The organism is Ureibacillus thermosphaericus, assembly GCF_012396605.1.
In the GTDB taxonomy this organism is placed as follows: domain Bacteria; phylum Bacillota; class Bacilli; order Bacillales_A; family Planococcaceae; genus Ureibacillus; species Ureibacillus thermosphaericus.
The window spans coordinates 23758-46318 of record NZ_JAAXPW010000027.1; the positions used below are offsets into that span (position 1 = coordinate 23758).

Below are 22561 nucleotides of genomic sequence, written 5' to 3' on the forward strand. Positions count from 1 at the left end.
TTAAAGGGAACAGTAGAATTTCGATAAAATGGATCTACTGTTCCCTTTAAATTAGTACTTCTGTGCTTTTAATCTACACCTTCTTCTGCCTCGTGAGGTTCAATATGTACAAGCGCTGTACAATTAATGTCAAATCGTTTAATCGTTGACTCGATATTTTCTGTAATGCGATGGCTTTCCCAGACGTTTAAATATGGATTTACTGTCACTGTCACTTCAATAAATGTTGCATTTCCGTGTGTTCTTCCTTTTAAATCCACCAATTCAATAACACCATCTACATTTTTTATTAATGTGGATAAAGTTTCGATTTCCTCGGTATCAAACGCATCTGTCAATGTTTGCACTGATTCCCAAAAGATTTCCAATGCAGTTCTAATAATAATCACTCCGATGATTAAAGCAGTAATGGTATCTATAATTGAATAGCCGATAATCGAAGCAAAAATACCGATGGCTGTACCAACGCTAACTAATGCATCGGAACGATTATCATAGGCAGCCGCTTTTAACGCAGAACTTTTAATTTTTTTAGAAAGAGCTAAGTTATATCGATATACCATGTACATGACAGCAGCACTGCCTAATGCAACAATAATGGTTAAAGTGGATGGCGAATTGCGAACAGGGTCAAATATGTTCATAATTGAGCTAAAGATTACTTCAAGTCCAACGACCATCATAATAAAAGAAGCCACTAAAGATGCAACTGTTTCGGCACGCAAATGACCGTATTGATGATTTTCATCAGGAGGACGTTGTGAAATTTTTAGACCAATTAAAACTGCTATAGATGCAATAATATCTGTAGTATTATTAAGACCATCTGCTTTTAAAGCTTCTGAATCGCCGATGTGTCCTATGATAAGTTTCATTGCGCTAAGAAATATGTATGCGCCTATAGATATCCAGGCACCTTTTTCCCCTGCTCGTAAATTTGTATAAAGCTCCACTTTTTTTCCTCCCTACAAAAGTTCCGAACATGACAAAACGACTTTCTTAGAAAAGAAAGTCGTTTTTGAAATACGTTATTCAGCAACTGAGTACAAGTCGAGTTCTTGTTCTTCTGGCAATTTGATGACTTCAATGTATAAAATATGGTGACCATCTAATTCTTTAATTTTGAATTCGTAACCATCATATACAAAACTGTCACCCTCAACAGCGTCGTAGCGTTGAGTCCAGAACCAGCCGCCGATTGTATCGATATCTTCATCATCGATATGAATATTCAACATTTCATTTACATCTTCAATTAACATTTTTGCATCTATAATATAATGGCCATCACTAATTTCTTGAACTTCAGGGATTTCGTCATCGTCGAATTCGTCTTGAATATCACCAACGATTTCTTCAATGATATCTTCGATGGTTACTAAACCGGAAGTTCCCCCGTATTCATCCATTAAAATTGCCATGTGTATACGATCATGTTGCATTTTTAATAAAAGATCGCTGATTGGAACAGTTTCAATTACTCGAATAATTGGTTGCATATATTCTGTAATTGTTTTTTCTGCATTTTTAGGATCTTTTATATATGCAGTTAATAAATGTTTTAAGTTGACTAAACCAATTACGTGGTCTTTATCGCCATCAATCACCGGATAGCGAGTATATTGTTCCACACCCATTACTTCAAAAACATCTTTTAGTTTTGCTTCCTTATCAATCGTTGTAATTTCTGTTCGTGGCACCATGATTTCTTTGGCCGTGCGGTCTGAGAATTCAAATATACTGTTTACATATTCAAATTCAGAATATTTGATTTCACCGCTTTTAAAGCTGTCAGCCATAATCATACGAAGCTCTTCCTCCGTATGGGCTGTATCGGTTTCGTTAAATGATTTCACACCGAAAATTCTTGCCAAACCACGAGCAGACATGTTTAAAAGGTGAATGAAAGGATACATCACTTTATAAAATGTATACAACGCTCCTGAAAAATTAAGCGTTACCCATTCAGCTTTTGTAATCGCTAACGTTTTAGGCGCCAATTCACCTGCCACAACATGGATATACGTTACAATACTGAATGCAATAATAAATGAAAGAACTTCAGTGATAGGTCCTGTTACACCAATCCATTTAAATAATGGACTTAATAACAACTGTACAGTAGGTTCACCTAACCAACCTAGACCTAATGAAGTAATGGTAATTCCTAATTGACAAGCAGATAAATACTCGTCAAGGTTCTCAATTACCTTTTTAGCCTTAATTGCTTTTTTGTTTCCTTCTTCTAAAAGTTGATCAATACGCGTTACCCGAACTTTTACTATCGCAAATTCAGTGGCAACAAAAAATGCTGAAAACAAAATTAATAAGGCAAAAACAGCTAACTTAATGGTCAGCCCCACTATGTCTCCGTCCAAATACTTTCCCCGTTCCACGCCCGAATGAGGGGTGAAATGAGGAGTACACCTCCTACAATAAAATTAATTTTTAATAAGATAATCATAACGGATTTTTGAAAAAAATACAAATCATCCATCTCTGAAATTTTCAGAAGATTGTGAGTCGTTTTGTTATATATAGTATGCGATTTTGTAAATAAATTTAAATCTTTTGGGGGAAAGAATAATTTTCCTAAAGCAAGTTAGAGCTATTATTGGGAGGAAAAATAAATCGCGAAAAAAAGAAATAGTCCGTAATAACTTTCAATGTTCATGAAACAATAATGAAATATAATCGTATATAACAAAAGGTATGTTATTATTTATTTCGCAAAGTAACTTTTGTTAGTGAAATCATTGTGTTAGAAAAGAGGATATTAATGGATGTAGTACTATTAATACTATCTATGGCAATTATCGGTGCAATCATTGGTAGTGCAACAAACTTTTTAGCGATTAAAATGATTTTTAGACCATATAATGCGCTTTATTTAGGAAAATGGAAGCTTCCTTTTACACCAGGACTAATTCCAAAACGCCGCGGGGAATTGGCAAGACAAATAGGGGTGACGGTGCAAGATTATTTATTGACACCTGATGTCATCAAAAATAAATTATTCTCTCAAGAAATTCGATTTGGAATTTTACAGTTTGCACAATCAAAGTCGGAAGAATTGATATTTTTAAATAATAAAACACTGAAAGATTGGTTGGAACTAGCAGGAATAAATGGGTTGCCAGAAAAGATTGAAGGGCAAGTGGATGATTTTATAGAAAAACAATTTGTATCTTTTAAACATACTTTATCGACAAAATCGATTGAAGAAGTGTTGCCGGAAGATATTACAAAAACGATAAATCAAAAAGTACCAGAATTAGTGACAACCATCATTCAAAGAGGGGAAGATTATATTTTATCTTCCAAAGGAGAAATCACCATTAAAAATCTATTAGATGATTTTCTTTCTTCAAAAGGGACAATCGGTGGACTTTTCCAAATGTTTTTCAGCGATTCTTCATCCATCGTCTCTAAAATTCAACATGAGCTCGTTCGACTTCTTCGCTCATCTGAAACAAAAAGTTCATTAGTGAATATTATGAATGATGAATGGGGAAAAATAAAAAAACAGCCTATCATGAATTACCTAAATGAGATACAATTAGAACCAATACTAATAAATATCCAATCCTATGCCAAAAGAGAATTAGCTATTGAAGAACGATTCAATAAATCCATAAACTATTACTTTCCAAATGGCAACGACTGGGTAAAGTACGATTTGATGCCTAAAATTGTCGATAAGGCTTTGGAACTTGCTGAATCAAAACTTGAAGATGTACTGAAAAAATTAGACATTAAAGAAGTTGTTCGAGAGCAAGTTGACTCTTTCCCAATCGAAAAGTTGGAAGAAATCGTGATAGGAATTGCAAATCGTGAGTTAATGATGATTACTCTATTAGGCGGTTTCTTAGGAGGATTAATTGGTATCGTACAAGGTTTAATTGTACAATTTTTAAATTAATAGAGAGTAGGATTATAAATGAATCAATTTATGGAACTTATTCAAAAGTTAGAGACATCCATTAGTCAAACGGAAGCGTTTCAAAAATTAAAAGATACTGTTGACATTGTTCGTGATGATGAACAAGCAAGAACGATTTTCACTCAATTCCGCGATGTTCAGGTAAAATTGCAACAAAAGCAAATGCAAGGAGAAGAATTGCTAGAGGAAGAATATCTCTACTTCCAAAAAACTGCTCAACTTGCTCAACAAAATCCTAAAATTATGGCAATGTTAGAAGCTGAAATGGAATTAAGCCGTCTTATTGATGAAGCAAATCGTTCGCTAATTAAACCGATTCAATCCCTCTATGATGGACTATAAGATCGGTAATTGGACCGCACTGAATGTGTGGTCTTTTTTATTTCCATAAAAAACATGCATGATTTTATAGTCAATAAAGCCTTTCGCTGTTAAAATAAACAGGAACTAAAAATAAAAAAATCACGTAAACAAGTAAAAGTGCAACAAGTTCTATAAAGGAAGAGGTATGAATGAAAAAAATAATCATCCACGAAAGTTTCAAGCAAGACTGGATTAATGTTTTAACACATATAGCAAATCTATTTTTTGAAGATTGTAAGCTTTACGAAATCATTGAGGATCCGGATTTGTCTGTTCGTTTTCAATATAAAATGGAAAACAACGTGTATTACACTGCTAGTAAGTTAGAGGTGGATGGAAAAACGTTTATTAGCACTTATTCAAAAAAATATGATACGGATGGAACAGAAAAAGAACAAAATATTCGAATGAAGCGCGCATTATCTCACGTGCTGTTGGACGTGTTAGAGCAATATACTGGAATAAAGCAACATTGGGGGATTTTAACGGGAGTACGACCAACAAAACTTTATCATAAATTAAGAAAACAAGGACTTACACGCAATGAAATTGCAGAAGTATTACAAACAGATTTTCGTGTATCCACTGAAAAAATTCAATTATTGGAATCGATTGTTGAGCGCCAATTAGCAACAATTCCCGATTTAGATGAGATTGGGAAAGAAATTTCTATCTATATCGGTGTCCCTTTCTGTCCGACGAAATGCGCTTATTGTACTTTCCCAGCCTATGCAATCGCGCCGAATCGAAAAACAGGACGAGTGGCTTCTTTCCTTGATGGATTGCATATCGAAATGAGAGAAATGGGAAAATGGTTGAAGGAAAATGATATGAAAGTGACTTCGATATATTGGGGCGGCGGTACGCCAACAGCAATCGAGTCGGATGAAATGGATGCCCTATATGAGACGATGTTTGAATCGTTCCCAAATCCTGAATCTATTCGTGAAATCACTGTAGAAGCAGGTCGACCTGATACGATTACACCGGAAAAAATAGAAGTGTTGAAAAAGTGGGGTATTGATCGCATCTCAGTCAATCCGCAAAGTTATACCGATGAAACGTTAAAAGCGATAGGCCGTCATCATACTGTACAAGAAACAATCGATAAATTTTTACTTGCTCGCAATTTAGGAATGAATAATATCAATATGGATTTAATCATCGGTTTACCAAATGAGGGAGTTGAAGAGTTTCAACATTCTTTGAATGAAACTGAAAAACTGCAACCAGAATCCCTTACTGTGCATACGTTATCTTTCAAACGTGCTTCCGAAATGACGCAAAATAAAGATAAATATAAAGTGGCTGATCGTCCAACGGTGTCGAGGATGATGGAAATGGCTCAAAAGTGGACTCGCGAAAATGGATACAATCCGTATTATTTATATCGCCAAAAAAACATTTTAGGTAATTTAGAAAATGTTGGATACTCTAAACCGGGCGAGGAAAGCATCTATAATATCGTCATTATGGAAGAGGTACAAACGATATTAGGTATCGGTTGTGGGGCAGCTACTAAATTTGTAAATCCCAAAACTGGTAAAATCACACAATACCATAACCCTAAAGAGCCTTATCAGTATATTTTATCTTTTGAAAATGCGATTGAGAAAAAGATTGAAATGCTCAATGATTTATATCGAGTGCAATTGAAAAATGAATGTTGAGTTACCCGTTAACGATAACACCTCCCCTCTATTACTGTGGAGGTGTTTTTTAAATGAACAAAATGTATAAATAGAAGTTCCAATTTCTATATAGCTAGAATTTCAATATATGCTAGAATAATAATTACTACAATCATAAATAGGAGAAGTTGGAAATGGCAATTACGACGATCATATTTGATTTAGATGACACGTTACTTTGGGATAAAAAAAGTATCAAAACAGCTTTTGAAAAAACATGTCAATATGCGGCAACGAAATACGATATAGACCCTGAACAATTGGAAGAAGCGGTACGCAAAGAAGCACGAAAGCTTTATGAATCCTATGAAACTTACGATTATACGGTGTTGATTGGTATTAATCCTTTTGAAGGTTTGTGGGGAACTTTTGATGATCCTACTGATTCATTCCAAAAAATGAAAAACATTGTGCCGAATTATCGAAAAGATGCTTGGACAAACGGTTTAAAAGTGTTAGGCATTGATGATGAAACATTCGGCGCTGAGCTCGGAGAACGTTTTGTTGAAGAACGGAAAAAACATCCTTTTGTTTATGATGATACGTATCAAGTTCTTGATGCATTAAAAGGAAAGTACCAATTAGTACTATTAACAAACGGTGCACCAAGTTTACAAAACTTAAAATTAACTTTAACACCAGAAATCCGCCCTTATTTCGACCATGTGATTATTTCTGGTGACTTTGGAAAAGGAAAGCCTGATGCATCTCTATTTGAATTTATGATGGAAAAGGCAGGCATTACTGCGGATGAAGGGATTATGGTAGGCGATAATTTAAAAACAGATATTTTAGGCTCATCTCGGGTAGGCATGCGAAATGTTTGGATCAATCGGGAAAATAATCTGCAAAACCCTGATATCCAACCAACTTACGAAGTTTCATCATTAACGGAATTTTTACAATTAGTTGAAAAGCTTTCATAATAAAATGAATGCGAGACATATGCCGTCTCGCATTTTCTATTCTAAATAATCATATTTACTTGCTTCTTCAATTTCTCTTTTTGACATTGGAAAAGGTATTTCATCCTTCGTCGATACATGGAAAGACTGGGGTTCATCGTTATTTGCGTATTCTTCAGGGTCGTCATATAGTTCATTGAAATCTTCAAAATCCCCTTCAAAATCTGATGGCGTTTCAGATGTACCGTATTTTGCAACCACTTGGAATGTATCTTCAAAATCTTGAATTACCCCTTCTACTTCTCTTTCAGCAAAGGAATTATCGACAGGAGGAATCAGTAAATCTTCTTCTACTGGTCGATCAGTAGGGATGTTTTTTGCATCTGCATGTTTAATACAGAAGGAGGTATATGGAATAGCTGCTAATCGATCATATGGAATTTCTTTTTTACATACTTCACAAACTCCATATGTACCGTTTTCAATTTTCTCTAAAGCAGCGTTAATTTTAGCTAATTCATCTTCTTGGTGAACTTTTAAAGATAAATCCTTTTCTCTTTCGAAAAGTTCTGTTGCTATGTCTGCAGGATGATTGTCGACTGTTGATAATTCATCAATAGCGTCTCGTAAGCTGCCACGGTCAACAAACTCGTCATCTACAGATTGATTTTTTAACAACGCATGTTTTTGTTCAATCAGCTGTTTTTTTAGCTTAGCAATTTGTTTTTCCGTTAAAATGGTCATCACGTCCTTTCGTTCATCCATAGTATGAACAGAAAAATGAAATTTAAAGGAGAAAACAAAGTTGGAAAGTTTTCTATCGGAAGTTTTTTGGGCAAAATAATATACAGGCAATGGTAAAATTCCATTGCCTGTATATTTAGGGACACAAAGCACAATTCTGTTCTATCTCACCAAGTAGTCGTGCCGGGCAGCTTAAAGAGTAATTGCTTTTACTTCATCGATATTTTCTAATTGTTCTACGTAAACTAAATCTTCAGGAGTTACTTCATTATCGATTGAAAGAATCATGACAGCAGCACCGCCAACTTGTTTACGTCCCACTTGCATTGTTGCAATGTTGACGTCTTTCTCAGCAAGTTTCGTTGCAACGCGGCCGATTGCTCCTGGTTTATCGATATTTTTAATGTATAATAAGTGACCTTCTGGAATAACATCTACAACAAAGTTTTCTACTTTTACGATACGAGCTCCAAGACCGTTTAGAAGTGTACCTGCAACACTATGTGTTTCATTTTCCGTAATTACTTCAACAGTAATAAGGTTAGTAAATCCTTTTGCTGTTGTTGTTTTATTTTCGTTAATTTTTACGCCAACTCTTTCTGTTAAATAACGTGCATTTACGTCATTTACATTTTCGCCGTGAGTTTTCTTTAAGTAACCTTTTAATGTATTTGCAGTCAATGGACGTACATCGTAATTTGCGATTTCACCAGCGTAGAACAAATTAATTTCTTTTAATGGTTCTGTTGTTACTTGTGATAAGAAAGCACCTAGTTTTTCTGCTAATTCAAAGAATGGTTCAACTTCAGCTAGCAGCTCTTTTGGAATTGATGGCATGTTCACAGGGTTTGTAACAGTACCAGTTTTAAAGTATTTAATAATGTCGTTAGAAACATCTACTGCTACAGATTCTTGTGCTTCAACTGTAGATGCACCTAAGTGAGGTGTAGCAATCACTTGTGGTAAAGTTAGCAATTTATGATCTGTAGCTGGTTCTTCAACGAATACGTCAAGAGCAGCGCCTGCTACTTTTCCTTCCACGATTGCATCATATAAATCATCTTCGTTGATGATTCCACCACGTGCACAGTTAATAATGCGTACGCCAGGTTTCATAAGAGCGAATTTTTCTTTATTAATCAAATTTTTCGTTTCAGGTAATAGTGGCGTATGCACAGTGATAAAATCAGCTTGTTGGCAAATTTCATCAACAGTTGCTTTTGTTACACCAAGTTCTTTCGCTCTTTCTTCAGTTAAGAATGGATCATATGCCATAATATTCATACGTTGTCCTTTTGCACGGAAAGCCACTTCTGTACCGATACGCCCCAAACCGATAACACCTAACGTTTTGTTTTTCAATTCAACCCCAACGTAAGTTTTGCGATCCCATTTTCCATTTTTTAAAGATAAATAAGCTTGTGGAATATGGCGAGCAAGAGAAGTCATCATCGCAATGGTATGTTCAGCAGCAGAGTTTGTATTTCCATCTGGTGCGTTGACTACAATAATACCGTGTTCAGTTGCAGCTTGTAGATCGATGTTATCTACTCCTACACCAGCACGACCAATTAATTTTAAATTTTTTGCAGCTTCAATTACTTCACGAGTCACTTTCGTAGCACTGCGCACGATTAATGCATCAACATCTTTAATTTTTTCAATGAGTTCTTCTTGTGAATTCCCAGTATCCACAATGATTTCTAAATTCAGATCTTTTTCTTCGCGCAATGGGAAAATACCGTCTTCACTTAATGGATCCGCAATAAACACTTTAATTACATCTGTAGCTGTAGTTGCTTTTGTAACCATTTAAAAAACTCCTTTTTCATTAATATTTTTTAATAAAGAATTAAAGACAATAGCCAACTATCGAACAATTGCAACAATTGTTAGACTTTCTCGATAAAAAGACCCCTTCCATTTTTTTAGGTATTAAAAAAAGCCTTCCACCCCCTATAAATTAGGGGCGAAAAGCTGTCATATCAACTTCACGCGGTGCCACCCTTTTTCGTTGCCTAATTCAAGGCAACCTCAAGTGATGCGTAACGTGCATTAACCGGAATTGGCTTACTTATTTGTTCAGCCATTCTATTCAGGAGTGGAACTACAAACGCCAGAAACACTGATTTGCACCAACCATCAGCTCTCTGAGAATCTGAACGTAAGAGCATGTCTCCGTCATAATATTTTGACTCTTATTAATGTGTTTCCATAATAAACTGATTGTTCATTAATGTCAACTAATTTCCTAAAATGATTAAAAAATTTTAATGAAAACGCTTAAATTTTTCGTTAATTAACGAACATTGTATTTGTTGTTTGTTGTTAATATTCGTGTTTTTATTGTTATTTTATGTATAAAGATTTTTTAATTGATGAATATACATTTATTGTTGCTAAAATTTGATTGTCTATGTTCGAAAGGAATTTTTTCCATCTAAGTAGAAGTAATAATTGTACATCAAAATTAAGGGGTGGAAGAAATGGCATACGAAACAATTGAATTAAGTCGTAATGATCGTCTTGCTGTGCTCACATTGAAGCGTCCACAAGCGATGAATGCAATGAATGAAGTAATGTTAAAAGAACTGGCGGATTGCTTTGAACAGTTACAAGGCGAAAAGGATATTCAAATATTAGTTATTAAAGGGGAAGGGCGAGCATTCTCTGCTGGAGGAGACATTAAAATGATGCTTCAATCAGAGCAATTGCAAGAGTTTCATGATATCATGGATTCGATTTCCCGAATGATGCTTGCTTTCTATCAATTGCCAATGATTACGATAGCTCAAGTACATGGTGCTGCAGCAGGTCTTGGATTCAGCCTTGCCATTGCATCAGATTATGTCATTGCTGAAGAAAATAGCAAGTTAGCTATGAATTTCATAGGAATTGGCCTCATCCCAGATGGTGGTGGGCATTTCTTTATGAAGGAACGAGTTGGAGTAGCAAAGGCAAAGCAAATTATTTGGGAAGGCAAAGTAATGAATGGAGAAGAAGCATTAAACCTTGGATTAGTGGATGCCGTTGTAAAGGATGGAGAAGCGCAAAAATACGTGCAACAATATACAGAGAAAATTTTATCTTCTCCTATTTTAGCGATGCTTGAGACAAAACAAATTTATCATACTGAGCGCCTTTCTGAATTAAATAAAGTGCTGGCAAAAGAACTGGAAGCACAAATAAAGATGAGGAATACGAAAGACCATTTGGAAGGCATTAAAGCCTTTGTTGAAAAGCGTTCCCCTCAATTTATAGGGCAATAAAAATAAAAATTAGCTGGAGGTTGACTATTTATAGTGAAAAGTCAACCTCCAGCTAATTTTTATACATGGAATAAAATGATTTTTCCTGAAGAGTTTACGAGTCGATGCGTTTTATCTTGAACCCCTTTTTCTTCAATGCGTTTTTGGCCTTCTATTATGGCTTCTTGTTCATTTTCAAATTCCCAAACTTCATTAAATAATAGTTCCCCTGATTTTTCGTAAGCCGTGAAATAAAAATTTGCCATTTTCATCCCATCCTTTTTTGAAAATTCAATATTATTATACAACAAAAATAAAGCAAGTTTATAGAATTATAATTTATGGATTCTAACATCGAATCAAGTTTAAACAAATGGTACAATGAAAAATGAACGATTAATTTGAACGATGAAGGGAAAGAAAAGGGAGTGTCGGATATGCCAGGTATTACTCAACTCCAGCCAGGAGATGCAGTGAATCAATTTTTGCTTATTAAACAAGCAACCAAGGGAGTAACAACGGTGGGTAAGCCTTTCATGACGCTCATTCTCCAAGATAAAAGTGGCGATATCGAAGCAAAGCTTTGGGATACGAATGAAGAGCATGAAAAAATGTACCAACCGCAAGTGATTGTAAAAATCGGTGGAGAAATCCATGAATATCGCGGTAAAAACCAACTTCGCATAAAACAAATTCGACTAGCAAAACCGGAAGACGGGATACAGATAAATGATTTAATTCCTTCTGCTGCAACACCAAAGGAAAAATTATTTGAAGAGTTAACCCAATTTTTCTTTGAAATTAAAAATCCCAAAATTTCTAGAATCACCCGTTTTCTAATGAAAAAATATCAATCGGAATTGACTGTTTTCCCCGCAGCCTCTAAAAACCACCATGATTATGTTTCTGGATTATTAGATCATATCGTGCATATGTTGAGATTAGGGAAGGCAATTTGTGAATTATATCCAACATTAAATAAAGATTTAGTTTATGCTGGAATTATATTGCATGATATAGGGAAAGTGAAGGAATTGTCCGGCCCCGTATCAACAACATATACGGTAGAAGGAAATTTACTAGGTCATATTACAATCATGGTTGATGAAATCGGGCAAGCGGCAAAGGAATTAGGAATTGAAGGAGAAGAAGTGATGGTATTACAACATATCGTTCTTTCTCATCATGGGAAGGAAGAATGGGGAAGCCCGAAAAAACCGATGATTCAAGAGGCGGAAATTTTGCATTATATTGATAATATTGATGCGAAAATGAATATGCTAACGAGGGCATTAAACAAAACAAAGCCAGGAGAATTTACGGAACGTATATTTGCGCTGGATAATCGTTCATTTTATAAACCAAAATTTGAAGAATTTTAATATTGAGTGGATGAACAAAAAGAGGGGACGAAGAAAGCAATGGGTTTTCTTCGTTTTCTTTTTTCTTTAAGGAATGTTATGACATGTTATCATAAGATAGTATTTCTTGATTCGCGATGATGTACTTTGATATAACAATTATTCGATAGTGAATGGTGGAATGCTACTGAATTCGGTAAATTATTTTTTGAAAAAATAAATGGTGCTGGGAGGATTCGCCAGCACCATTTTTAGCATGAAAAGGTGATCTTTCAAAACATTTCGTACTTAATCTGTATTATTCTTTTTCTTTAGAATCTTCTTCAGTTAATAAAATTTGTGAAAATGCATCTTTTAAGTCTTTATCTTTTATTTCAATTTTCGCTTCTTTCACTAACTCTGTTAATTTCGCTGCAAATCCGCCTTTCATGTTAATTAATTCTTGGCGAATTTCATCTTTTTTCTCTTCTAAAGTACCATAATTTTCAACTTCACGTTTGTCCAAAAGTTGAATGATATGGTAGCCGAAATCTGTTTTAACTGGTTCGCTAATTTCATTTACTTCTAATGCATAAGCAGCATCGTTAAATTCTGTTACCATTGTTCCAACAGTAAACCAGCCTAAATCGCCGCCTTGTTCAGCGTTGGCAGTGTCTTTAGAATATTCTTTCGCTAATTCAACAAAGTCTTCACCTTTATTAAGCTTTTCAAGGACTTCTTTAGCAGTAGCTTCGTCATCCACTAAAATATGGCGAGCATGCAATTCATATTTTCCTTGGTTATAATACTTTTCAATTTCTTCATCTGTTACTTCGATATCCTTTTCAGCTTTTTCTTGTAATAAAGTAAAGCGGATATTTGATTTAAATTGCTCTTCCGTTAATCCTTGTGATTGTAAAACGTCTTTGAAAGAATCTCCGAATTGTTCTTTATATTGATTGAAGCGCTCTTCTACTTCTTCGTCTTTTACTTCATAATTATTTTCTAGAACATGCTCAATCACTACTTGCTCTAATAACATGCTACCAGCTAATTGTTTAATTTCATCATAGAATTCATCTTTTGTGATGTCGCCATATTTTGTAGAAACCACTACTTCATTACCAGAGTTGCAAGCAGATAATGTAAATACGGATGTTGCTAATGCAATAGCTAAAAATGTTTTCTTCATAAATATACTTTCTCTCCCTGTCTTTAAAATCCAATTGTAACTATAACATAAACGAATAAAAATCTAAATGGTTGCACTAATATGTTTGCCTAAGTAGCCCATTACCTACTGCATAATATAGGCATTAGAAAGGAGGTGTCGTTATGGGTCAAAGTTATGGTGGTGGATACGGAGGTAGCTCCTGGTTCGCGCTATTGGTTGTGTTGTTTATCTTATTAATCATTGTTGGTGCAGCTTACATGCATTGATTACAGTGAATTGAGCTAAAGGAATTCCTTTAGCTCTTTTATCTATATTGAACTATAATTGTAACCTACATCTCCTCTTATTAAAAATTGATGGCAACATACACCTCAATATAAAAGGATATTAGTAAAATCGTTACTAATATATTAATTGTGCTAAAAATTTTTGGTTGTTTTTCTTCAGGTATTTCTTTTTGCATACATAGTGAATATGTCATTTTGTTAATTTGGAATAAATAAAATACCGAGAATAGCACTACAATTAACAGTAGCAAGTCTATTCCTCCCCTCTATCACTTCATTTAAGAATAACAAAAAGTGGTACCATCCCACAAGTGAGTAATTGAATATTTATCGTTTTAATTGTTGGGAATGTTTGAAAAACTAGGAGGAACTAGAATTTCATAACCTTTAGGTGTTTCCTCTATTACAGCATTTTTTGGTGCTTTCACCAAATGTATAAAATATAATATGTCTACTAAGCAAATACCACAATGATATCCGAGTAGTAAACAAGCGTAATGTGAATAATAGGGAAGGAATATTGCTACAAGTATAAGTAAAGTATTTACAATAATAAATGGAGTTAAAAGAATAAACATATATCTTTTTTTCGGTAACATTTTTTTAATTCGAATTTGAACTATGGGAATCAGTTTAAACTCAAATCTCCATTTTAATTTAACCGATTTGCGATAAGAAAACAGTGAATAATAATGAATTAGCTTATGCAGCGGGTATAAAAGTAAACAAACTAATATAAATAATGGGAAATGATGAGCATCATATATTAATGGACGGTTTGCACCGATGATAATAAATGAAAAAGAAAAAACAAGAATAAAAATAATGATTGCATAAAATACAAGGCGAGGTGTACGATATTCTCTTTTTATGTTAATCGTTTTCCAACAATGCATATTTGCAATACTCCTCTATCTGAAATTAAGAAAATTGTAAAACAAACTGAATTATTATGCTAATAATTTTGCAGACAAAAGAAAAAAGAGTGTACCTAATACACTCCCCATAATCCCCAATTGCTATTTATTCATTAATATTTCATTTTTAATAACTACTTCATGCGTATCTTTTTCTTCTATAGATTCTTTAAAATTTTTGAAAGATCTCTCAAATATTTCGATAAAATCTTCCCCGTAAATATTTCGAATAATTGCCATAACGTCTAAAAATTCTGGAAATCTACCATACAATTCTTTCAATGCTAGAGATCCTTCCAAAATAGAGTGTTCCGTATCCAAGTAATGATCATACATACGAATCACTAGCTCTGCTCCCTCAGGAGTGAGTTCAACATACGTATTGCGCTTGTCATCATCGCGCTTTGAAAATTTAAGAAGCCCGCGCTCTTCTAATTTCTTTGAGAAGTTGAACGCAGTTGATACGTGCATTACCCCAAACCTTGCAACATCTGAAATTGATGCACCTTGCAAATGGAAAGCAATCCATAAAATGTGGTGTTCGTTAATGTTTAAATTAAACGGTTTAATCCATTGTTGCCAGTCTTTTTCGACGGCTTTCCACAAAGCTTTTGAAAGTTGGGCAATTCGTTGGCTATAAATCATAGCCTCTTTCAACGTATAAGATTCTACAGACAATTTGATTCACCTTCTTATTATAGGATTTTAAAATATTATAGCAATAAAAGAAAAAAGTTTAAAGTTAGAAAAAATAAATAAATGAAAAGTGATTAATAAATGTTATTTTTTAATAAAATTTGAAAAAATAGTGCTAAAAACACATTGTTGTTTAGTTATAAAGTCCTGGATATTATTATACTGAGTATATTTTAACCTTTTTTGATTTGTGAAAGATTATTCTCGATTTCGCTTAGGCTTTTCTGTAATTGTTCCAATTCTTCTTTTAAATTTTGTGAACTTGGTTGAACATCTTGTGTAAATTGTGAAATGGAATTTTTTACATCGAATAATATTTGTGGAATAGTAATTTTCACTTCATTTGTTAAAGTGGAGATCCCATTTTTTATGTCATTGATTTGATTATTTAATTGACTCATAGTTGTTTTTAAATTTTTGGAAGTAGTCGCGATATTCATTCGTAATTGATTGCCTGTTTGTGGAGTTGTGAAAATTGCAGTCGTAATTCCTGCAATGACTCCAGCAGTTAGTCCGATTAAAAATGGTTTTGCACGCATTGAAAATCTCTCCCTTTTTTTGTAATTAGTATGTAAAGAAATTGTCTAAAATATTAATTCTTGTACTTATCCATATTAAACCAAAATGAAAGAAAATAAAAAAGCTATCTAAGTAAAACTTAGACAGCGAAATATCCAATATTATGATACTTGTGTAACAGAAGTTTCGAATTTGGAACGCATTAACAAACCTTTTAAAATAGGATAAATAATTGCAAATGCAATGATATTTGCAATCGTTGCAGGAATTACTCCCGTTACAAACATAATGCCAAAAGCTGCTGGCATTTCGCCTACTAATAATAGCAACATTGATAAAAATACAGTTCCTGATAACAACGTTCCTAATCCAATCAAAATACCGTAAGCTACAACATTTTTTGCAAATTTATTTACTAAAAGTACTACAACAAAAAAGATAAAACCTGTGGCAAATTTATCGATGATATTTGGAATGAGTGATCCTGGAATTGATGAGAATAAACCGGAAAGAACACCAGTTACTACTGAAAGGATAAAAGTATCTCGAACAGTAGGGAATAAAATAATCCCGACAAACATCATCGTTAACATTAAATCTGGCTTAATTCCACCACCGATTGGAACTGGTGGCATCACTAAATAAAGAGCTGTACCGATCCCCACTAAAAGGGCCATTAACACTAAATTTTTCGTTTTCATAATAAATCTCTCCTCTACTAAACTATGCTCTACTTTCCTAACGTGCCCTCAAGCCGTTAGCGAAAATATATAGTATGATTGTAATCTTAAAAGAAATAATTTTCAAGCAATTTTAATAGGATAGTAACAACTTTTTTAAATGACAAAGACTGACTCGTGGAATTGTTTTGAGCCAGTCTGAGAAAGCATTACTTATTCAAATTTGCTTTAATTTCATCCGCAATTGCTTTTAATGTGTCAGGAGTAAACTCATCTTTTTTCGTTTCCCAACGTACTATATATCCATCGTTTTCGTCATAGCGTGGAATGAAGTGCAAGTGATAATGGAATACTGTTTGTCCAGCAAAGGCACCGTTGTTGTTCAATGTATTCATTCCTTGTGGATTAAACGCTTTTTTAATGGCATTTGCAATTTTTGGTGCAGCTGCATATAAATTTCGTGCTACATCTTCAGGCATTTCAAATAAGTCTTTGACGTGTTGTTTTGGAATTAATAAAGTATGTCCTTTTGTTAATGGCGCTACGTCCATGAAAGCTAAAACATGTTCATCTTCATATACTTTATTTGATGGAATGGAACCTTCAATAATTTTGCAGAAAATGCAGTCGCTCATTTCACCCAATCCTTTCATACAAAATTTATCTACATTTTAACATATTTCATGAGATGAATACATTTTCTAATTTTGATAAACTGTAGGAAGAATAGGAGTGTTAACTATGTTGGAAGTAAAGGATGTAACAGGTGGATATACAAGAAAACCCGTCATTAAAGATTTGAACTTTTCAATTGGACAAGGGGAATTGGTTGGCTTAATTGGTTTAAATGGCGCTGGAAAAAGTACAACTATTAAACATATAATTGGGACGCTTCTTCCACAAAAAGGAGAAATCCGTTTAAATGGTGTTACGTTAAACGAAGATATTGAAACATATCGTTCATCTTTTTCCTATATTCCCGAAACGCCCGTATTATATGATGAACTTACGTTAAAAGAACATTTGGAATTAACGGCGATGGCATACGGCATTGATCAGCATACTTTAAAGGAACGTTCCGGAAAATTATTAGAAGAATTCCGGATGGAGAAGCGCCTCAATTGGTTCCCATCCCATTTTTCAAAGGGAATGAAGCAAAAGGTGATGATTATGTGCGCCTTTTTAGTAAAACCTTCATTATATATAATTGATGAACCATTTGTTGGGCTCGATCCGTTAGGGATTCAATCATTGCTTAACCAAATGACTGAAAGGAAAAACGAAGGGGCTTCTGTTTTAATGTCTACGCACGTTTTATCGACGGCTGAGAAACATTGTGACCGCATCATTTTCCTTCATGAAGGACGAGTTCGTGCACAGGGAACGATGGAAGATTTACGAAAAGCGTTTAATATGCCAAATGCAACGTTAGATGATTTATATATTGCCATGACGAAGGAGCAACATAATGAGTAATTTGGCAGAAGTATGGTCCAAACGTTTCGAACACTATATGATTGAAGTTCAAAAATATATGCGTTTTGTGTTCACTGGGCATTTGGCTATTGTGATTGTGTTTGCCATTGGAGCGCTTGGGTTTCAATATAGCCAGTGGTTGCAAGTTGTATCATCCAATTTCCCAGCTGAATGGCTTGTTGCTGTAGTGGTAGGTATTATCGTTGCATTTTCTCGTCCAGTCACTCTTTTAAAAGAGCCAGATCAAGTATATTTATTGCCATTAGAAAAACAGATGCCCATCTATTTCCGAAAAGCATTGAATTGGACTTTTTGGTCACAAGTTTTCCTATCTGCAATTTGCTATCTTATTGCGATTCCTTTATTGAATGCAGTCACGGAATTAGAATCATTGCATATTTGGCTTGGGTTGCTGTTTATCATCATACTGAAATATATTAACGTTCAAACTGAATTCCATTATCGCTATGTCAATCGAGGGAATTTCATCGCTTTTGATCGCATAGCAAGAATGGCGGTATCAATTTTAGCGGTGCAAGCCATTCTATCGGTTCAATTTTGGTGGGCTTTCCTATATATATTGTTGCTTATAGTGTACAATCAGTCGTTAAAAAAGAAAGTAATCGTTCAACCAATTCCTTACGAACATTTTGTAAAATTGGAACAAAATCGTATGATGGCCTTTTACCGATTTGCGAACTACTTTACAGATGTTCCTCATATCCGCGGTGCAATAAAACGTAGAGCATGGTTAGATATCATTTATAAATTTGTTCTATTTAATAAGGAAAGTACTCAAAGTTATTTAGTTTTCCGTACTTTTGTAAGAACGAATGACCATTTTTATTTATGGGTTCGTTTAACAGCCATTTTAGTGATTGTCGCGTTGACGATCGATATTCCGGTTGTATTATGGATTGTTGCAGGAGCATTAAGTTTTGCTACGACCATTCAGTTAAAATATGCGTTATTGTCTTCTTCTGATTTTCGTATGGACATGCTTTTTCCAATAAAAGAGAATCAACGAAAGAAAGCTGTTCAAAAGCTATTGCGTATTTTTATGATTATTCAAGGGATGCTAGTAATGCTTTGTGCCATTGGACAGCCATATTTCTTTGTTCCAGCTATTATTATCATTGTGATGAACGAGTTGACGTTTAACTTGTCAAAAGATCCGGTTGTGCATGTTTAAGTTGGATTATACATCTGCTATATAAGCGTATTGGATTTCATAAGTGTTTTCCAATGCGCTTTTATTCTTGAGTTCTATTATGGAGAATCCAGAAAGTACAAATTACAACATGATAATCGTTTACTGTTTTTATTGTTGAAACAAAAAAGAGAGAGTTTTTTCCAATTTGTATTCATGAATATCCTACAAAATGAGATGAACTAGCGTAATTCCCATTCTCATAAAGTAGACACTAGAAGAAACTGCACATCCTCTTCTCCATCATTCCACCAATAATGATTACGGCTAGATTCGAACATAATGGATTCCCCATTTCTTAATTCAAAAACGTTTCCTTCGAGAGAAACAGTTAAAATTCCAGATAACACATAAATAAACTCATGGCCGTAATGGGAAAATTCATTTCCTTTGTTTTCCTTTGGCTTTAGTGTCGCTAAGATCGGGTGAAATGAAGCCCCTTGAACATTGTTGGACAAGTCTTTGTAAAAAAACGGAAAAGATTTTGCTTGATAATTTGTATCAGAGAAGAACAAGCTTGGATTGACATTTAACGCATCGCTAATTTTTCTTAACGATTCTAACGTAACACTGCATTTATTTCTTTCTACTTGAGATAAAAAACTAATTGAAACCCCCGTCTGTTCAGACAAATCTTTTAAAGTCATCTTCTTCTTTTTTCGGATTTTTCGAAGCTTTTCCCCAATCATCATAAATAAACATCCCCCTAAAAAATAATAGAACTAATATCTAAATTTTTCATAGAAAATTCGAATGAATGTATGATTTCTTGCATAAATTTAAGTGACACTTCAATTTTTATATATTCAATAGGAGGGACTAACATGAGTACAAGCAAAAATGTTATGACGAAAGTTTGGATTGCAAGTTTAGTAGGAAGTTCAATTGAATGGTTCGACTACTTCCTTTATGGAACGGTAGCGGGACTTGTATTCAATCAAGTGTTTTTCGTAACCGACGATCCGACGGTAGGGTTGTTGGCTTCTTATGCATCTCTTGCGCTTGCATTCTTCATCCGTCCATTTGGAGGAATCATCTTTGGATATATTGGAGATAAAATCGGAAGAAAACGTACACTCGTCTTAACATTATCAATTATGGGTATAGCGACAGTATTAATGGGATTATTACCTACATACCAAGCAATTGGCATAGCGGCTCCAATCATATTAATTGTTTTACGATTAGTTCAAGGACTTGGAATTGGAGGAGAATGGGGAGGAGCCGTATTACTTGCTGTTGAATATTCTCCAAAAGAAAGACGGGGCTTTTACGGTGCCTTCCCACAAATGGGTGTCACAATTGGGATGTTTTTAGGTTCGGGAGCGTTATCATTTATTACTTCTATTGTTTCGCCTGAAAGTTTCGTTGCTTGGGGATGGCGTATTCCATTTATTTTAAGTGCTTTATTAGTAATCTTTGGTCTTTGGATTCGTAAAGGATTAGATGAAACGCCTTCCTTTAAAAAAGTACAAGAATCCGGAGAAATTCCGAAGTTGCCTTTCATAGAAATTTTTAAAACGCAGTGGAAAGAGGTTATTATTGCTGTAGGTGGAAAAGTTGTAGAAACTGCACCATTTTACATTTTCTCTACATTTATTGTTTCCTATGGTACGAACAACTTAGGATTTAAAAGTTCAGAAGTGTTAATATCCATCATGATTGCTACAATTATTACAACCATTTTAATGCCGTATATGGGTAGCTTATCTGATAAAATTGGTAGAAAAAAAGTTTATATTACGGGAACAATCGGAATGATTTTATATGCGTTTCCTTATTTTTGGTTGCTCGAACAAAGAACATTTGCGACACTCCTAATTGCTACAGTGCTTGGATTGGGAATTATTTGGGCTCCGATTACTTCGGTGCTGGGAACAATGTTTTCTGAAATATTCGATGCAAAAGTTCGTTATACTGGGGTTTCATTAGGATATCAAATTGGGGCTGCCTTGGCTGGAGGAACAGCGCCGTTGATTGCAACATGGCTGCTAGTTGAATTTAATAATTCTTACGTTCCTGTTGCGTTATATATCATCTTGACAGCGGTCATCTCTTTTATTGCTGTATTAACAGTGAAAGATAAGAATAATCAAGAATTGGATGAATTTAAAGGTAAAGAAGTGAAAAAGAAAGAATTGCAAAGTGTTTAGTAAAAATGGAGCGTGTGGTCATTGATTCTATTAAATGAAAAACAGATTAAGAGCATCTATAAAATGGAAGATGCATTAAAAGATGTGGAAGAAATGCTAATAGCAAAGCAAGAAAATAAAGTGTTGGCACCAATCAGAACAGTGCTTGAATTTCCGGAAAAAAATGCTTCTTCTTTATATATGCCGAGTGCAGATTTGGAACATCACTTTGCCAGTGTTAAAGTAGTAACAATTTTCCCGAACAATTCAGCAAAGGGGCTACCGACAACGCAAGGGATTATTGTTTTAACTAGCACGGAAAACGGAGAGCATTTGGCAGTTATGAATGCTTCTTATTTGACGAGGCTTCGCACCGGGGCGATGACAGGATTAGCAACAAAGAAACTTGCGAAACAAGATGCGAAGGTGTTGACAATCGTAGGTACAGGTCGCATGGCTTTTGAGCAAGCGCTAGGCGTAATGGCAGTAAGGAAGATTGAGAAAATTTTATTGTTTAATCGTTCAAAGGAAAAAGCGTTTCAATTTAAACAACAATTAGTAGGGCATGGTGTAACTGCATCCATTGAACTAGTAGATGATGTGAATGAGGCAGTTTCGAAGTCAGAAATTATTTGTTGTGCGACAAATTCAACGACACCAGTGTTTAATGGGAAATATTTAAAATCTGGTGCCCACATTAACGGAGTCGGATCTTACTTACCTCATATGTGTGAAATCGATCGTACAACCATTTTACGAGCTTCCAAAATAGTAGTGGATGATCTTGAAGGGATTATGGAAGAAGCAGGTGAATTAATTGATGCGAATAATAGTGGTGAATGGTCCTTTGAAGATGTGCATGGCGAACTGGAATTATTAGTAAGTGGGAAAATTGCTCCGAGGGAAAGTGAGGATGAAATCACTTTTTTCAAATCGGTTGGTGCATCCTACTACGACCTTGCAGTTGCAAAAGGCGTCTACAATAAAGCATTAGAACATCGTATAGGAACAATTATCGATTTAATGTAAAAAGCTGACTCAATACTTGAGTCAGCTCAGACTGTCGACAAACCCCAACTCAAATGAAGCATTTGAGTTGGGGTTTGTCTTTTTTTTGCTCATCATTTTCTAAGATTCTTCTCTTATTTAGGCTGGACATGGTCTTTTCCATGTCCAGTTTGCCATTTTCTTTAAGTTCATGGCAGCGAAAGTAAGCATCGCCTGCATGGACAATTT

24 protein-coding genes and 1 other annotated feature are annotated in these 22561 nt (G+C 34.6%); of the genes, 11 read left to right on the forward strand and 13 right to left on the reverse strand.

Annotated elements, in window-relative coordinates:
* Positions 1–68: 68 nt before the first annotated feature.
* Both HF990_RS10830 and HF990_RS10835 read right to left on the reverse strand, forming a co-directional pair.
* A complete protein-coding gene (locus HF990_RS10830) occupies positions 69–953 on the reverse strand; it encodes a cation diffusion facilitator family transporter (protein ID WP_016838163.1) in 885 nt (294 codons plus the stop codon).
* Positions 954–1028: 75 nt separating this feature from the next.
* On the reverse strand, positions 1029–2363 hold the full coding sequence (locus tag HF990_RS10835) for a hemolysin family protein (protein WP_172597925.1): 1335 nt from the start codon (positions 2361–2363) through the stop codon (positions 1029–1031).
* Between the two features lie 416 nt (positions 2364–2779).
* Here HF990_RS10835 and HF990_RS10840 point away from each other — a divergent pair, with 416 nt between their 5' ends.
* From HF990_RS10840 to HF990_RS10855, 4 genes are all read left to right on the forward strand, one after another.
* Complete coding sequence (locus tag HF990_RS10840; RefSeq protein WP_168412584.1) at positions 2780–3922, forward strand: DUF445 family protein; 1143 nt, start codon at positions 2780–2782, stop codon at positions 3920–3922.
* An 18-nt stretch (positions 3923–3940) separates the two neighbouring features.
* Positions 3941–4285, forward strand: coding sequence for a YlbF family regulator (locus tag HF990_RS10845; RefSeq protein ID WP_016838160.1), 345 nt, complete (start codon positions 3941–3943; stop codon positions 4283–4285).
* Between the two features lie 170 nt (positions 4286–4455).
* Positions 4456–5976, forward strand: a complete 1521-nt coding sequence (locus HF990_RS10850; protein WP_016838159.1) for a coproporphyrinogen III oxidase — start codon at positions 4456–4458, stop codon at positions 5974–5976.
* 155 nt (positions 5977–6131) lie between these two features.
* Positions 6132–6923, forward strand: a complete 792-nt coding sequence (locus HF990_RS10855; protein WP_016838158.1) for an HAD family hydrolase — start codon at positions 6132–6134, stop codon at positions 6921–6923.
* 36 nt (positions 6924–6959) lie between these two features.
* On the opposite strand, the gene HF990_RS10860 is transcribed toward HF990_RS10855, so the two are convergent.
* Positions 6960–7646, reverse strand: a complete 687-nt coding sequence (locus tag HF990_RS10860) for a TraR/DksA C4-type zinc finger protein (RefSeq protein ID WP_157782649.1) — start codon at positions 7644–7646, stop codon at positions 6960–6962.
* A gap of 192 nt (positions 7647–7838) precedes the next feature.
* Positions 7839–9458, reverse strand: a complete 1620-nt coding sequence (gene serA / locus HF990_RS10865) for a phosphoglycerate dehydrogenase (protein ID WP_016838156.1) — start codon at positions 9456–9458, stop codon at positions 7839–7841.
* A 150-nt stretch (positions 9459–9608) separates the two neighbouring features.
* Positions 9609–9840 (reverse strand) — a binding site (T-box leader).
* Positions 9841–10132: 292 nt separating this feature from the next.
* Here serA and HF990_RS10870 point away from each other — a divergent pair.
* Positions 10133–10915: an enoyl-CoA hydratase gene (locus HF990_RS10870; protein WP_016838155.1), complete on the forward strand. Its 783-nt coding sequence runs from the start codon at positions 10133–10135 to the stop codon at positions 10913–10915.
* A 59-nt stretch (positions 10916–10974) separates the two neighbouring features.
* Here HF990_RS10870 and HF990_RS10875 read toward each other — a convergent pair whose 3' ends face one another.
* Positions 10975–11160 (reverse strand): YhzD family protein, encoded by a 186-nt coding sequence (locus HF990_RS10875; RefSeq protein ID WP_016838154.1) that lies wholly within the window; start codon positions 11158–11160, stop codon positions 10975–10977.
* Positions 11161–11331: 171 nt separating this feature from the next.
* Between HF990_RS10875 and yhaM the strand changes: the two genes are divergently transcribed.
* Positions 11332–12276 (forward strand): 3'-5' exoribonuclease YhaM, encoded by a 945-nt coding sequence (gene yhaM, locus HF990_RS10880; RefSeq protein ID WP_016838153.1) that lies wholly within the window; start codon positions 11332–11334, stop codon positions 12274–12276.
* A gap of 277 nt (positions 12277–12553) precedes the next feature.
* Here yhaM and HF990_RS10885 read toward each other — a convergent pair whose 3' ends face one another.
* The gene (locus tag HF990_RS10885; protein WP_016838152.1) at positions 12554–13426 is read right to left on the reverse strand and encodes a peptidylprolyl isomerase; all 873 of its coding nucleotides are present in this window, start codon (positions 13424–13426) and stop codon (positions 12554–12556) included.
* A gap of 143 nt (positions 13427–13569) precedes the next feature.
* On the opposite strand from HF990_RS10885, the gene HF990_RS10890 reads away from it, so the two are divergent.
* A complete protein-coding gene (locus HF990_RS10890) occupies positions 13570–13674 on the forward strand; it encodes a YjcZ family sporulation protein (protein WP_016838151.1) in 105 nt (34 codons plus the stop codon).
* Positions 13675–13754: 80 nt separating this feature from the next.
* Here the strand turns inward: HF990_RS10890 and HF990_RS10895 are convergent, their stop codons facing one another.
* From HF990_RS10895 to HF990_RS10920, 6 genes are all read right to left on the reverse strand, one after another.
* A complete protein-coding gene (locus HF990_RS10895) occupies positions 13755–13946 on the reverse strand; it encodes a hypothetical protein (RefSeq protein ID WP_016838150.1) in 192 nt (63 codons plus the stop codon).
* 84 nt (positions 13947–14030) lie between these two features.
* Positions 14031–14591, reverse strand: a complete 561-nt coding sequence (locus HF990_RS15385) for a metalloprotease family protein (protein WP_016838149.1) — start codon at positions 14589–14591, stop codon at positions 14031–14033.
* Between the two features lie 123 nt (positions 14592–14714).
* The gene (locus HF990_RS10905) at positions 14715–15296 is read right to left on the reverse strand and encodes an HTH-type transcriptional regulator Hpr (protein WP_184656237.1); all 582 of its coding nucleotides are present in this window, start codon (positions 15294–15296) and stop codon (positions 14715–14717) included.
* 185 nt (positions 15297–15481) lie between these two features.
* Entirely contained in the window at positions 15482–15847 is a 366-nt protein-coding gene (locus tag HF990_RS10910) for a YtxH domain-containing protein (RefSeq protein ID WP_016838147.1), read from the reverse strand.
* A gap of 141 nt (positions 15848–15988) precedes the next feature.
* Positions 15989–16528, reverse strand: coding sequence for a tryptophan transporter (locus HF990_RS10915; protein ID WP_016838146.1), 540 nt, complete (start codon positions 16526–16528; stop codon positions 15989–15991).
* Positions 16529–16716: 188 nt separating this feature from the next.
* Positions 16717–17142: an HIT family protein gene (locus tag HF990_RS10920; RefSeq protein WP_026019060.1), complete on the reverse strand. Its 426-nt coding sequence runs from the start codon at positions 17140–17142 to the stop codon at positions 16717–16719.
* A 106-nt stretch (positions 17143–17248) separates the two neighbouring features.
* Between HF990_RS10920 and HF990_RS10925 the strand changes: the two genes are divergently transcribed.
* Positions 17249–17983: an ABC transporter ATP-binding protein gene (locus HF990_RS10925; protein ID WP_016838144.1), complete on the forward strand. Its 735-nt coding sequence runs from the start codon at positions 17249–17251 to the stop codon at positions 17981–17983.
* On the forward strand, positions 17976–19175 hold the full coding sequence (locus tag HF990_RS10930) for an ABC transporter permease (protein WP_168412585.1): 1200 nt from the start codon (positions 17976–17978) through the stop codon (positions 19173–19175). Before HF990_RS10925 ends, HF990_RS10930 begins: the two co-directional genes overlap by 8 nt.
* Before the next feature lie 218 nt (positions 19176–19393).
* Here HF990_RS10930 and HF990_RS10935 read toward each other — a convergent pair whose 3' ends face one another.
* Positions 19394–19885, reverse strand: a complete 492-nt coding sequence (locus tag HF990_RS10935; RefSeq protein WP_168412586.1) for a helix-turn-helix domain-containing protein — start codon at positions 19883–19885, stop codon at positions 19394–19396.
* 132 nt (positions 19886–20017) lie between these two features.
* On the opposite strand from HF990_RS10935, the gene HF990_RS10940 reads away from it, so the two are divergent.
* Positions 20018–21346 (forward strand): MFS transporter, encoded by a 1329-nt coding sequence (locus tag HF990_RS10940; RefSeq protein WP_168412587.1) that lies wholly within the window; start codon positions 20018–20020, stop codon positions 21344–21346.
* A 21-nt stretch (positions 21347–21367) separates the two neighbouring features.
* Entirely contained in the window at positions 21368–22354 is a 987-nt protein-coding gene (locus tag HF990_RS10945; RefSeq protein WP_168412588.1) for an ornithine cyclodeaminase family protein, read from the forward strand.
* Positions 22355–22561 lie beyond the last annotated feature (207 nt).